Genomic DNA, 12,717 nt, shown 5'->3' with positions numbered 1-12,717 from the left:
AATTTTTAGGGAAATGGAGGTTTTTCCGAAATGTCGTTGATCACGGAGGTACTTGCAAGGGAAATTCTTGATTCCCGGGGCAATCCCACTGTTGAGGTTGACGTCTACCTGGAGGATGGAAGCATCGGAAGGGCCGCCGTTCCCTCGGGAGCCTCCACCGGGGCGCACGAGGCGCTGGAGCTGCGGGATGGAGACCGGGAGCGGTTCCAGGGGAAAGGGGTTCTCAATGCCGTTGAAAATGTGCTCAGCATTATCGCTCCGAAGATCATCGGAATGGATGCCGCAGAGCAGGTTTCCATCGACCAGGCCATGCTCGATCTGGACGGCACCCCCAACAAGGAAAAGCTTGGGGCCAATGCCATTTTGGGGGTCTCCCTGGCGGTGGCGAAGGCTGCTGCGGCAAGCTTCGGCCTTCCCCTGTACCGCTACCTGGGGGGGATCGGGGCGCGCCAGCTGCCTGTTCCTTTCATGAACATCCTGAACGGGGGAAAGCACGCCGACAACAACGTGGACATCCAGGAGTTCATGGTGATTCCGCTGGGCGCCGACAGCTTCAAGGAGGCGCTCAGGATGGGGACGGAAATCTTTCACCACCTCCGGGGGGTTTTGAAGGGGCGAGGCTTGAGCACAACCGTTGGGGATGAAGGGGGCTTCGCGCCCAGCTTAAGGTCCAACGAAGAGGCGCTTGATGTGATTGTGGAGGCGATCGAGCGCGCCGGCTACCAGGCGGGGGAAGAGGTTTTTCTCGGTCTTGACGTGGCTGCCACCGAACTGTACGAGGACGGGAAGTACCACTTCCGGGGCGTGGGAGTCTCCCGGACCGCCCCTGAGCTGATCGATTTCTACCTGGAACTGGTGGACCGCTATCCGATTATCTCGATTGAAGACGGGCTGGCCGAAGACGACTGGGAGGGCTGGGAGGAGCTTACAAAGGCGCTGGGGGGCCGGATTCAGCTCGTGGGAGACGACCTTTTCGTCACAAACCGCACCCGGCTCGAAGCCGGAATTAAGAAGGGAACTGCAAACGCAATTCTCGTCAAGGTGAACCAGATCGGCACCCTCACCGAGACTCTGGAGACCGTGGAAGCTGCCAGGCGGGCCTCTTATGGTGTCATCATTTCCCACCGCTCCGGCGAAACCGAGGACACCACAATTGCAGACCTTGCCGTTGCCCTGAACGCCGGCCAGATTAAAACCGGGGCGCCCTCCCGCACCGACCGGGTTGCAAAGTACAACCAGCTTTTGCGAATTGAGGAAGAGCTGGGAGCGGCGGCGGTTTACGCGGGCCGCGGTGCTCTTTACAACCTCTCCCGGCAGTGCTAGAATAAAGTTGTTTCAGGAAACCGGGAAGGAGGAAGGCCGGGTTGCTCAAAACCGTTCTGCTGATTTTTCAGGTGCTGTTCAGCCTGGGTCTGATTGCGACGATTCTGCTCCAGTCGGGAAGAAGCGCCGGACTGTCCGGCGCGATTGCCGGAGGCGCGCAGTCTTTGCTGGGCAAGAAGAAGGGGATAGATGAGTTTCTCAACAGGGTTTCGACGGTGCTTGCCGTCGGTTTTCTCCTGCTGACCTTGCTTGTGGCAATGCTCTGAAAATGGCCAAAAAAAGGCCGGTACAGAACTGTACCGGCTTGAATTTTGTCTGGAATTGCAGGTGAGGTTCTAGAATAAGGCGTTGTGCAGGATGAAGGAGGCAAAGACGATGGAGACCATCGACATCAGCTTGATGAGGATGTTTAAAGAAGGCCCCGAGGTGTCTTTGAACGGGTCTCCCACCGTATCTCCTGTAACGGCTGCTTTGTGAGGCTCCGAGCCCTTCCCGCCGTGGGCGCCCTCTTCGATGTGCTTTTTGGCGTTGTCCCAGGTTCCCCCGGAGTTGGCCATCATCACGGCGAGAACGAATCCGGAAACCACCGCTCCGCCCAGGAGGCCGGCGACCCCTTCCACCCCCAGAAAGATTCCGATGACCAGGGGAGCCAGGATCGCGGTCAATGCAGGGGCGATCATTTCAATCTGAGCGGCGCGGGTGCAGATCCCGACCGCATTTGCGTAGTTGGCCCGCGCCTTGCCTTCGAGCAGCCCCGGAATCTCTCTGAACTGCCGCCTTACCTCCAGCACGATCTTCTGGGCGGCGCGCCCCACCGCGTTCATCGTCAGGGACCCGAAGAAGAAGGGAAGCATTGCACCCAGGAAGAGGCCGACAAGGACTTTCGGGTTCAGGATTGAGAAGTTGAGGTGGAGGTTCAGGTGATCCCTGAGCATGATGATCTCCAGCTGGTCGCGGTAGGCGGCAATCAGAGCCAGCGCCGTCAGCGCCGCAGAACCGATGGCGAACCCCTTCCCGGTGGCGGCGGTTGTGTTCCCCAGGGCATCAAGGGCATCAGTCCGTTTCCGGACGATGGGTTCCTGGTGGGACATCTGGGCGATTCCCCCGGCGTTGTCGGCGATCGGCCCGTAGGCATCTGTCGCCAGAGTAATCCCCAGGGTGCTCAGCATTCCGACGGCCGCAATCCCCACGCCGTAAAGCCCGGCGTTATAATTGGCCGCACCGCCGGAGAGGAAGAAGCTCAGCATTACCGCTGCCCCCACAACCACAACGGGGATTGCGGTAGAGAGCATCCCGGTTGCCATTCCGCTGATGATTACGGTGGCGTGTCCTGTCACCGCGGCGTTGGCTACGAGGCGGGTCGGGCGGTATTCGCCCGAGGTAAAGTACTCGGTGCTCAGACCGATGATTACCCCGGCGATCAAACCGGCGAGAACGGAGTAGTAAACGCCGAGCTGCTCCCGGCCCAGCGCCGCCCAGACGAGCGGGAGGGAAACGACCGCGATGATCAGGGCGCTGGTGAAGATCCCCCGGCGCAGGGCCGCAAGGAGCACTCCCTGCTCCACGTTTTCCCCAGAGCGGACGAAAAAGGTCCCGATGATTGAGGCGAGCACTCCTACTGCGGCCATCACCATCGGGATGCTGACACCTGGTATGCCATGCCCTGCTGCCACGGCAAGGGCGGCGGTGGCCACGATGGAGCCCACGTAGGACTCGTAGAGGTCGGCGCCCATTCCGGCGACATCTCCCACATTGTCCCCCACGTTGTCGGCGATTACAGCAGGGTTGCGGGGATCGTCTTCGGGGATTCCGGCTTCGACCTTTCCAACGAGGTCCGCCCCGACGTCAGCAGCCTTTGTAAAGATCCCCCCGCCGACACGGGCGAAAAGCGCCTGGGAACTGGCGCCCATCCCGAAGGTAAGCATGGTGCTGGTGATGTTCTGGATCCGGGTTGCGGTATCAAGGTGGCGGTAGAAATAGTCGAGCACATAATACCAGATGCTGAGGTCGAGGAGGCCGAGGCCGACCACAACCAGGCCCATCACAGCACCCCCGGCGAAGGCAACCCGGAGCGCTTTGTTGAGGCTCTCCCTGGCGGCCATGGCAGTGCGGGCGCTGGAGTTGGTGGCCATCGTCATCCCGATGAAGCCGGCAAGGCCGGAGAAGAAGCCTCCGGTGAGGAAGGCAAAGGGAGTGAAAAAGGTGAGGTAGCCCTTCCAGGCAATAACTAAAAGGACGAAGAACATTACGAGAAAGAAAAGGGCAACTCCGCTGTACTGGCGCTTGATGTAAGCCTTGGCACCCTCCCGGATTGCCTCGGCGATGAAAACAACCTCCGGGGGCCCCTCGTCGTAGCGTTTGATCACGATGTAGGCAAGGTATCCCGCAAAGAGGAGCGCCAGAACAGATCCCACAGGTGCCAGCACAAGCAGTTTTTCCGTCATCTCTGCTTTCTCCTTTCCATGGGTTGTTTCAGAAAACAGTTCCTCCTTAGTTTCTCTGCCATCTCCCCTTTTCATCCTGAACTGGATTTTGTATTTTGTATCCCTTGTCGAGACTAGAAAAAGAATAGCAAATTATTCTAATGTTGTCAACAAAGATGGGGTATACTAATTAAATGTGTCACGATTGTTGAAATTGTGTTAATTGATTTCTCTTTTCTGTTGTTTCAAAAGAACACTCCGTGATAAAATCGAGATGTTAACAATTGAACTTACAAAAGGTGAAGAAGAGTTATGGCAAAAAAACAGAGAACTCAGGGCGGCCAAAAGAAGATCCGAAAAAGAAAGAAAGAGGGTAAGCTCAAAGAACGTGTTTTGAATTTCTTGAAGAAGGCAGGCCGGCCCCTGGGAGTGCAGGAGCTGGCTGAACAGCTTGAGATTGGAGAAGATTTCGGCGGCCTTGTTTTCTTGCTGGAAGAAATGGAGGCCGGGGGAGAGGTCGTCCGGACCCGGAAAAACAGGTACGGCCTTCCTGAAAAAATGAATCTTTATGTGGGCACCCTCCAGGGCCATCCCCAGGGCTACGCCTTTCTGATTCCCGATGACGGGAGAACAGATGACATCTACATCTCCAGGGAAAACCTGGGGGGTGCGATGCACAACGACCGTGTGATCGTCCGCCCGCTGGGCTACAGCCTGCGCGGGAAGCGGGCCGAGGGGGAAGTGATCAGGATTCTGAAGCGCGCCAACCAGAGGGTTGTGGGAACCCTGGAAGAGGAAGGACGCCACTTCGCCTTTGTGGTCCCCGATGACAAAAGATTGGGCTGGGACATCTTTATCCCCCGCGCCAAAATGAGAGGGGCGCGGAAGGGGGATAAAGTGGTGGTGGAGATCACCAGGTGGCCCGAGGCGCGGCGCAGCCCCGAGGGCCGGGTGGTGGAGCGCTTCGGGGCTGCAGGTGAGCCTGGGGTCGACATCCTGGCAATCGTAAAGAAATACGGGCTTCCGGAGGATTTTCCTGCCCGCGTGCTGCGGGAGGCGGAGGCAATCCCCCTTGAGCTTTCTCAGGAGGACCTGGCGGGGCGCTGGGATCTGCGGGAGCTGCCGGTGGTGACCATTGACGGGGAGGACGCGCGGGACCTGGACGACGCCGTTTCCCTTGAAGTTCTTCCCGGCGGGAACTACCGGCTCGGGGTCCACATCGCCGATGTTGCCTACTACGTGAGGGAGAACAGCGAGCTGGACAAAGAGGCCTTCCGGCGCGGGACCAGCGTCTACCTGGTGGACCGGGTGATCCCCATGCTTCCCCCGCGCCTTTCGAACGGAATTTGCAGCCTCAACGCCGGGGAAGACCGGCTTGCCCTGACCGTGTTCATGGAGATCAACCGGGAGGGCCATGTGATCCGCTACGAGATCGGGCCCTCTGTCATCCGGGTTGCGGAGCGGATGACGTATACGCACGTGCGCCGGATCCTGGAGGAAGAGGACCCCGAACTCTGCCAGCGCTACGCTCCCTTCGTCGAGACCTTCCACCAGATGCGGGACCTCTGCCTGATCTTGCGGAACCGGCGGCGGCAGCGTGGCGCGCTGGACTTCGACTTTCCCGAAAGCAAGGTGACGCTGGACGAGCAGGGGCGTCCTGTAGCCGTCTGGCTCCTGGAGCAGTCCATTGCCAACCAGATTATCGAGGAGTTCATGCTGATTGCAAACGAAACCGTTGCCCAACATTTGTATCACCTGGGGGCCCCGCTCCTCTACCGGGTTCACGAGGAGCCGAACCCCGAAAAGCTTGTTCAGCTGAACGAGTTTCTGCACGGCTTCGGTTTTCACATTCCCTCTCGCAACGGGGTTCACCCCCGCTTTTTTCAGGAGGTCCTGCAGCAGGTCGAGGGGCGGCCCGAACAGCTTGTCGTCCACACGGTGATGCTTCGCTCCCTCCAGCATGCCCGCTACGATCCCCGGCCCCTCGGGCACTTCGGACTGGCGGTGCGGCTCTACACCCACTTTACCTCGCCGATCCGCCGCTACCCGGATCTGATCGTACACCGCGTTCTGTGGGAGTTCCTTGCCCACGGGGAACTGAGGCCGAAGCGCAGGGAAAAGCTGGCGCGCTTGATGCCTGTCTATGCGGAGCAGTGTTCGGCGCGGGAGCTGGTGGCCGAAGAGGCAGAGCGGGAAACGGTCGACCTCAAGAAGGTCGAATATATCCGCCAGTTTCTGGGAGAGGTTTTCGAGGGAATTGTGGTGAGCGTGACGAATTTCGGAATGTTCGTCGCCCTTCCCAACGGGATTGAAGGGCTCGTGCACGTTTCCACGATGACCGATGACTACTATATTTTTAATGAAAAAAACTACACCCTGACCGGGGAGCACACGAAGAAGGTATACCGGATTGGCGACCGGGTGCGGGTCCAGGTGGCGCGGGCAAGCCTGGAGGACAGGCAGGTCGACTTTGAACTGGTTGCTGGAGTTTCCTCCCTGGGAAGGTAAAGGCGGAAGCAGAGGAGGCTAGCAGAATTAGGCGGAGGGGGTTGGTCTGTTGAAGGAGCTGCCCTTGTATAAAGGGTGTTTTGTCTGCGGTGACGAAAACCCGGCGGGGCTCGGAGTTCGTTTTTTTTATGTTGACGGGGAAGGGGCGCGCGGCGAGTTTCTCCCCGATGCCCGCTGGGAGGGGTATCCCGGCGTGGTGCACGGGGGGATTCTTGCCGCCCTGCTGGATGAGGTGATGTACAAGGCGGTTTTTGCGCAGGGCGAGCTGACGGTGACGGCGGGAATCGAGGTGCGGTATCATCATCCGGCCCGGGTCGGCATCCCCCTTGAGCTCAAAGGATGGGTTGAGGGGCGCAAAAGGCGCCTGATCACGGCCCGGGGGGAAATCCGGGGCGCCGGGGGCAGGCTCGTTGCCGCTGCGAAAGGCGCCTTTTGCGTTCTCTCTCCGGCCCAGCAAGAGAACCTGCTGGGCGGCTCAGGAGATTTCGAGCACCGTTCTTAAAGTTTTTTGGGGGTGATGAGGCTGCGGGACGCAAGAAACGAAGGCATTAAGGTCGTAGCCGAGAACAGGAAGGCGCGGCATGACTACTATATCGATGAAACATATGAAGCGGGGATTGCCCTGGTGGGGACGGAGGTGAAGTCTCTCAGGGCCGGAAAGGTGAGCTTGCGGGACAGCTACGCCGAGGTGGTGGGCGGGGAGGTCTTCCTCCAGAACATGCATATCAGCCCCTACGAGAAGGGGAACCGGTTCAACCACGACCCCAAGCGCGCCCGGAAGCTCCTCCTGCACAAGCGCGAGATCAGGCGCCTCCTGGGCCAGACCACCCAGAAGGGATACACCCTGATCCCCCTGCGCCTTTATTTTAAAAGGGGGAAGGCGAAGGTGGAGCTGGCGCTGGCGCGGGGGAAAAAGCTCTACGACAAACGGGAAGAAATCGCAAAAAGGGATGCGGCGCGGGAAATGGCGCGGGAGTGGCGCGGGCGGGATCGCTAGCCGGCGGACCCCCCTGCCGGGGAAGCTCCTCCTGCTTGGGTGTTTGCGGAGCAGGGGGATTGTGGTATAATATAACCGGGAGCGCACTGGCACTGGTTTTGGCGGGCGGCGCTCTTGAAAAAACAAAGTGGGGGCGTACTGGTTTCGACGGGGGAATCTGGAGGCAGAGGCAGCGAGCCGGGGTTCCACCAGCCCGGAATACGGTGGAAAGAAAATAACCGCCAACGAAGAATTGGCTCTGGCTGCTTAATTAAGCGGCCCGTCCGCCCGGCCTCGCCTGCGGGCCGGCAACGGGCGTCACCCAGCAGGCCAATCCGCTGCACCCTGCGCTCCAGGGGTGCAGCGGAAAACCTCGGAGCTGGCCGGATGAGAGCCTGCCGGCGGGCGCTTTTTCCGGCGAGAACAAAACACCGGCTGCGCTCGGAGAAGCCTTTGCAGCCGGTCTTCCGGACAGGGGTTCGATCAAAAGGTCGCCCTGGATGGCAACATCCAGGTGAAAACCTGGCTTACATCGGTGAAACCTAAGTAGCGCAAGCATCGCTATATGGCAACACCGAGGGGTCAGCCTGGAACTAAATCAGGCAGGCCCTGTAGAGACTCAAGGCTTTAGCCTTGGATGAAGAGCATCTCACAAACATATTGCGCTCTTCATAATACGCCAGGTACCCGGCACCTGAGCACGCGCCGGGTAAAGATATAGTCCACGCTGCAGGGAAACCTGCAGGGAGCGTGTCCCCTCGCCTCCACCAGAAAATTCAAGCAGACCTGATTGTTGCGGTCTGCTTTTGTTATATTCTCATATTGAATTAAATTTTTGGTAAAAACGTTCTTTTTCAGCAAGTAGTTCTTTTGAGTATCTCCCGTTTCGCGGCGTTACTTTTTTATATTCCGATATTATCAACATAGCACGCCGTTTCTTTCTTGGAAGAACCAAGTATTCAACAATATCATTCAGTAATGTAATCGCTTCATTATACCTTATATTTAATGTATAAGAATCTTTGTGCCTGGCAGGGTTATAATTTCTTTTACGAATTATGGTACCGTAACCTGTGGTATTTTTAATCCATTCCAGCAGTTCTAAATCTGATGAGGGTATACTTATGAAAGGTGATGGATACTGATTTTTATGCACTTTTACCAAGGAAATACTTCCTTCTCCATCAATAATACCTGCAATATACGCCGCATGTTCTTTTTTCACAGTTCTCCCTCCGAACGTATGTTTCTATTCAAGATTATAATAAAATTTTTGTTTTTATACAACTGTGGTTATTTCTTGTATGGCTTATTTCTTTGCGCTCGGAAGAACTGGCCGATCCTTTAGAAGGCCGATCCTTTGGGGAGAGGTGTGTTTGCAGCGCTGAACACTCAAAGTGCAAATTCCCGGCTTCACATGCTTTCGCACTTTTAAAGTTTTTGGGTAGTATTTAATGTATTATAAGTTGTAAAGTTGTAGGAAGGTCCGGAGGCAGGATAATATTTTTAAATCAGGGGGTGTTTCGGGTGAAAACAAAATGGCTGGCAATTATCTTTGCTGCTTTCTTTTCTGTTGTTCTCGTTGGCTGCAGCAGTAGTGCCGGTACTGAGGAAACCGGCAGCAAAAAGACAGTGACCGGGCCGAACATAGCAGGGATCCAGCTTGGGGATTCCCGGGATCATGTTGTTCAAGTGCTGGGAGATGATTACAGCGAGACGGTAAATAGTGAGCCGGCTTACTACGGGGAGCCCCAGCGAATTATGAAGTATGACAGGGGAATTACTGTGATTATTGGCAAAGAGTCTTTAAGAGTGCTCCATGTATTATCTCATAGTCCGGAGTTTCAAAATGACCTCGGAGTTAAAGTGGGAGATCCCGCAGGGGTTGTTTTGCAAAAATACCGTCCTAAATACGAGGAATATCAGGGCGTAAACAGTGACGGCAAAAACCTGGGGTGGTTTGAGGTTGCAGATGGGATTTTGATGATATTTGATTATTTGATTTCAATAAAAACGATCACACAAAAGTAAATGACACGATTCAAGAAGACTCAAAAGTTGAAGCAATGGAATTGGTGTACACTTGGTGTTTTGATTGAGGATTCCCTTTCATCAGAACCATCCTTTTGATTATTAAACTTGGAGTTTGCGCAAACTTAGTATGGAATGACTTGTTACAAGGCTGCCAGCGCAGGGGTTTGGGAAGTAGTGCCCGACAGAACAACGGTTCAAATTGATGGCAAAAATCTCATGCTTTCGAATCTGGATAAGGTTTTGTATCCGGCTGCGGGCTTCACCAAGGCCCAGGTTATCGACTACTACAGCCGGATCGCCCCGGCCCTGCTCCCGCACCTCAGAGAGCGTCCGGTCACCTTCAAGCGCTACCCCGACGGGGTGCGGGGCAAATTTTTCTACCAAAAGGAGTGCCCGGAGTTCCGCCCCAACTGGCTCCGGACGGCCGCGGTTTTGGGCAGGAAGAACGGCCCTCCGATCAATTTCTGCCTCCTCAACGACCTTCCTTCTCTGGTCTGGGCCGCCAACCTGGCTGCCCTCGAGCTGCACACCTCCCTTTCCCTGGCCGCAGACCCCTTTGCTCCCACCATGCTGGTGTTCGACCTGGATCCCGGGCCCCCGGCAGGAATCCTGGAGTGCGCCCGGGTGGGGCTCCGGCTCCGGGAGCTTTTGGAAAAACTGGGGCTGCGGAGCTTTCCCAAAACCTCCGGCCTGAAGGGGCTCCAGGTCTACGTTCCCCTCAACCTCCCGGCTTCCTACGAGCAGACCAGGGGCTTTGCCAGGGCCTGCGCCGAACTCCTGGAAAGGCAGCACCCCGGCCTGGTGGTTTCAAAGATGAACAAGAAGCTCCGCACAGGTAAGGTTTTCATCGACTGGAGCCAGAACGATGCCCACAAGACCACCGTCTGCGTCTACTCCCTCCGGGCTGCCGAACGCCCCACTGCTTCCACCCCGGTGGCCTGGACGGAGCTGGAGGCTGCCCTGGCGAAGGAAGCCCCGGAGCTGCTCGTCTTTGAGGCCGGCGAGGTTCTCCGGCGCCTTGCACGCTTCGGCGACCTTTTTGCCCCTGTTCTTACCCTGAAACAGCAGCTGCCCCTTTGAAGCAGCCTTTCCTTTTAAGGCCTATCCCCCCGCCGGGACCGGCCGGATTGAAGGGACCCATACCATCGGCGATTGGATCGAAAAATTTTATACCCTGTTCAACTTTTTACCGGGTGGTGTTTTCCTGTTTCGTAAGGTAGTCGTAGAGGAGTTTGAGGTCGTCGTAAGGGAACTCGTATGCGTCCTTTTTTTCTGCCCGCTTTTTCCCGGGCGCCACTCTCTGCTCTTCCTGCCTTCCTTTCCCTTGGAATTTCCCCTGAAATTCCTTGACGCTGACTGCCATTTTTGAGACCTCCTTTCCGGCCCTTCCGGCCGCCTCCTTTTAACCCCTTCGCCTGGATCAAATACGCATAAAACGTGCCAGTGAACAGGCCCGCGGCGGGCATTTCGAACAGCTTCGGGAATTCAGAAGGCTGGCTTCCTGTCTGGTTTGCCGGTCCTGACCTCCAAAAGCACCGGATCTGGAGAATCGGGCCCCTCCATTTTTTCGTTCCTTTTTCCGTATTTTCGGAACCTCCTCCGAAAAATAGGGAAGCAGGCATGAGAAAACGCACGCCTTGCGAGGCAGGGAGGTTTGGTGGAAGAGGAAGAAATTACCGTAAAATTGCGGGAGGAAAATGCAGGGAAGGGGAGAATAATTTCCTTCAGTTTTATGCCGGGAGGCAAAGAAGGAATGAACTGGAGGAGGCTTTTGCTTGCAGGTCTCACCATGTTTTCACTGCTTTCAGGGGCACCATCAGCCCCGGCTTCGGCCCGCGCCGCAGCTCCCGTCCGGGTCTTCGTCAACGGGCAGCAGGTTTTCTTTCCCGATGTGGAACCGATTATCGTGCAGGGGCGTACCCTGGTACCGATCCGGTTCCTCGCGGAGACGCCCGCCTTTGAGGCGGCAGTTGCCTGGGAGCCGGAAACGCGGCAGGTTACCCTGACCCGGGGCGCTACTGCGGTTGTCCTCTGGCCCGGGAGCCCAAACGTTTTCGTCAACGGCCGGGGTTTTGTGCTTGATGTGCCTCCGGTTATCAGGCAGGGCCGCACCCTGGTGCCGCTGCGCTTCCTGAGCGAGGCCTTCGGAGCCGCCGTGACCTGGGACGGGGTTGGAAGGAGGGTTTTAATCACGATCTGCGCGCAGGAAAAAGTGGTGCTCGGTTATTACTATGGAGGATCTTACCAGGAGCTTCTTGAGCGGTACATGAACCTCACAGATGTGGCCTTCCGCTGGTACGAGGCTGATGAAACGGGAAATTTGGTTTTCGACTACCCCCAGGCACACCATCTGGCGCTGGACTTTGCCCGTCAGCAGAAGATCCGCACCCAGGCCTCCGTGGCCCTTTTCGACCCCGAAAAGCTGCACATCCTGCTGAACAGCAGGGAGGCGCGCGCCGCTTTAATCAGCAGCCTGGTCAACCTCGTCCGGGAGGAGGGGCACCAGGCCGTCAACCTGGACTTTGAGTTCGTCAGGCCGGAGGATCGGGGAGCCTTCAACACCTTTCTGGCGGAACTTTCTCAGGCCTTAAAGCAGGTGGGGGCGGACCTTGTGGTGGCGGTGCCGGCCAAGGTCCGGGAGGTGCCCTGGCATGCCGCCTACGACTACGGCGAAATCGGGAAATATGCCGACAGGATCGTTCTCATGGCCTACGACTACAGCTACCGGACCGGGGCGCCGGGCCCCATCGCCCCTTACGACTGGGTGGAGCGGGTAATCGCCTACGCCCGGCAGTTCCTTCCACCTGATAAAATCCTTCTCGGCCTGGGTCTTTACGGGTACGACTGGCCGGAAGGAAAGGACGCTAGCTCCCTGACATTCCGGCAGGCGGAGGCCCTGGCCGCGGCGCACCAGACGTTTCCCGCCTGGGACCCTGTTTCCTGCCTCCCCCACTTTACTTATGTCGATGAGGCCGGCGTGAAGCACGAGGTCTGGTACGAGAACAGGGCGAGCCTCAAGGCGAAGCTGGATCTTGCCCGGGACCAGGGGCTGGCCGGGGTCTCCCTCTGGCGCCTCGGTCTGGGCTTCCCGGAGTTCTGGGAAGACCTTGCAGCAGCCATTCCCGCAGCCTAATCGGCTTCTTTGATGGCGTAAACAGGGCAGTTTTCGACGGCTTCCCTGGCGCATTCCTCCAGGTCATGGGGAACCTCATCGTAAAGGGAGTGGGCCTTTCCCTCTTCGTCCCAGTCGAAGACTTCGGGGCAGAGGTCGATGCAGGTTCCGCAGCTGATGCAGAGATCAGGATCAACGAAAACGTCCATTGAGTTTTCCTCCCTCCGGAAGTGTTTCATTATGAGCCCGCCAAACTGAAGGGGATTAGTTCCTCAATTAATATGGCTTGTTTTAGAAAAAAATAAACCGCACGGCATGCCGTGCGGTTCTCTTTTTGTTGC

Annotated in this window: 12 protein-coding genes and 1 other RNA gene; 9 read left to right on the top strand and 4 right to left on the bottom strand. The window is 57.2% G+C overall.

Annotation, left to right across the window (positions count from 1 at the left end; translation table 11 throughout):
• Positions 1-30 precede the first annotated feature (30 nt).
• Complete coding sequence (gene eno / locus HPY58_05525) at positions 31-1,323, top strand: phosphopyruvate hydratase (GenBank protein NPV29115.1); 1,293 nt, start codon at positions 31-33, stop codon at positions 1,321-1,323.
• A gap of 41 nt (positions 1,324-1,364) precedes the next feature.
• The gene (gene secG / locus HPY58_05520; GenBank protein NPV29114.1) at positions 1,365-1,589 is read left to right on the top strand and encodes a preprotein translocase subunit SecG; all 225 of its coding nucleotides are present in this window, start codon (positions 1,365-1,367) and stop codon (positions 1,587-1,589) included.
• A 69-nt stretch (positions 1,590-1,658) separates the two neighbouring features.
• Here the strand turns inward: secG and HPY58_05515 are convergent, their stop codons facing one another.
• On the bottom strand, positions 1,659-3,767 hold the full coding sequence (locus HPY58_05515) for a sodium-translocating pyrophosphatase (protein ID NPV29113.1): 2,109 nt from the start codon (positions 3,765-3,767) through the stop codon (positions 1,659-1,661).
• Positions 3,768-4,058: 291 nt separating this feature from the next.
• Here HPY58_05515 and rnr point away from each other — a divergent pair, with 291 nt between their 5' ends.
• The 4 genes from rnr (at position 4,059) to ssrA (ending at position 7,716) form a co-directional block, all read left to right on the top strand.
• The gene (gene rnr, locus HPY58_05510) at positions 4,059-6,254 is read left to right on the top strand and encodes a ribonuclease R (GenBank protein NPV29112.1); all 2,196 of its coding nucleotides are present in this window, start codon (positions 4,059-4,061) and stop codon (positions 6,252-6,254) included.
• Positions 6,255-6,303: 49 nt separating this feature from the next.
• On the top strand, positions 6,304-6,756 hold the full coding sequence (locus tag HPY58_05505) for a PaaI family thioesterase (protein NPV29111.1): 453 nt from the start codon (positions 6,304-6,306) through the stop codon (positions 6,754-6,756).
• A gap of 15 nt (positions 6,757-6,771) precedes the next feature.
• Positions 6,772-7,251 carry an SsrA-binding protein SmpB gene (gene smpB / locus HPY58_05500; GenBank protein NPV29110.1) on the top strand — a complete coding sequence of 160 codons (480 nt, stop codon included), beginning with the start codon at positions 6,772-6,774 and terminating at the stop codon, positions 7,249-7,251.
• Between the two features lie 137 nt (positions 7,252-7,388).
• Positions 7,389-7,716: a transfer-messenger RNA gene (ssrA, locus tag HPY58_05495) on the top strand.
• A 331-nt stretch (positions 7,717-8,047) separates the two neighbouring features.
• On the opposite strand, the gene HPY58_05490 is transcribed toward ssrA, so the two are convergent.
• Entirely contained in the window at positions 8,048-8,455 is a 408-nt protein-coding gene (locus tag HPY58_05490) for a hypothetical protein (GenBank protein ID NPV29109.1), read from the bottom strand.
• A 302-nt stretch (positions 8,456-8,757) separates the two neighbouring features.
• Between HPY58_05490 and HPY58_05485 the strand changes: the two genes are divergently transcribed.
• Positions 8,758-9,261 (top strand): hypothetical protein, encoded by a 504-nt coding sequence (locus tag HPY58_05485; GenBank protein ID NPV29108.1) that lies wholly within the window; start codon positions 8,758-8,760, stop codon positions 9,259-9,261.
• Positions 9,262-9,438: 177 nt separating this feature from the next.
• A complete protein-coding gene (locus tag HPY58_05480) occupies positions 9,439-10,344 on the top strand; it encodes an ATP-dependent DNA ligase (GenBank protein NPV29107.1) in 906 nt (301 codons plus the stop codon).
• 106 nt (positions 10,345-10,450) lie between these two features.
• Here HPY58_05480 and HPY58_05475 read toward each other — a convergent pair whose 3' ends face one another.
• Positions 10,451-10,627, bottom strand: coding sequence for a hypothetical protein (locus HPY58_05475; protein NPV29106.1), 177 nt, complete (start codon positions 10,625-10,627; stop codon positions 10,451-10,453).
• Positions 10,628-10,921: 294 nt separating this feature from the next.
• Here HPY58_05475 and HPY58_05470 point away from each other — a divergent pair, with 294 nt between their 5' ends.
• Positions 10,922-12,397 carry a hypothetical protein gene (locus HPY58_05470; protein ID NPV29105.1) on the top strand — a complete coding sequence of 492 codons (1,476 nt, stop codon included), beginning with the start codon at positions 10,922-10,924 and terminating at the stop codon, positions 12,395-12,397.
• Here HPY58_05470 and HPY58_05465 read toward each other — a convergent pair.
• On the bottom strand, positions 12,394-12,585 hold the full coding sequence (locus tag HPY58_05465; protein ID NPV29104.1) for a ferredoxin: 192 nt from the start codon (positions 12,583-12,585) through the stop codon (positions 12,394-12,396). The genes HPY58_05470 and HPY58_05465 overlap by 4 nt on opposite strands.
• Positions 12,586-12,717: the final 132 nt, after the last annotated feature.

This window comes from Bacillota bacterium, from assembly GCA_013177945.1.
GTDB lineage: Bacteria > Bacillota > DSM-12270 > Thermacetogeniales > Thermacetogeniaceae > Ch130.
This window is presented reverse-complemented; position numbering and strand designations above follow the sequence as displayed.

Bases quoted from the DNA above. Each gene is read 5' to 3' on its own strand.
- eno (NPV29115.1), top strand. From the start codon at position 31: ATGTCGTTGATCACGGAGGTACTTGCAAGGGAAATTCTTGATTCCCGG.
- HPY58_05515 (NPV29113.1), bottom strand. From the start codon at position 3,767: ATGACGGAAAAACTGCTTGTGCTGGCACCTGTGGGATCTGTTCTGGCG.
- rnr (NPV29112.1), top strand. From the start codon at position 4,059: ATGGCAAAAAAACAGAGAACTCAGGGCGGCCAAAAGAAGATCCGAAAA.
- smpB (NPV29110.1), top strand. From the start codon at position 6,772: ATGAGGCTGCGGGACGCAAGAAACGAAGGCATTAAGGTCGTAGCCGAG.
- HPY58_05475 (NPV29106.1), bottom strand. From the start codon at position 10,627: ATGGCAGTCAGCGTCAAGGAATTTCAGGGGAAATTCCAAGGGAAAGGA.
- HPY58_05465 (NPV29104.1), bottom strand. From the start codon at position 12,585: ATGGACGTTTTCGTTGATCCTGATCTCTGCATCAGCTGCGGAACCTGC.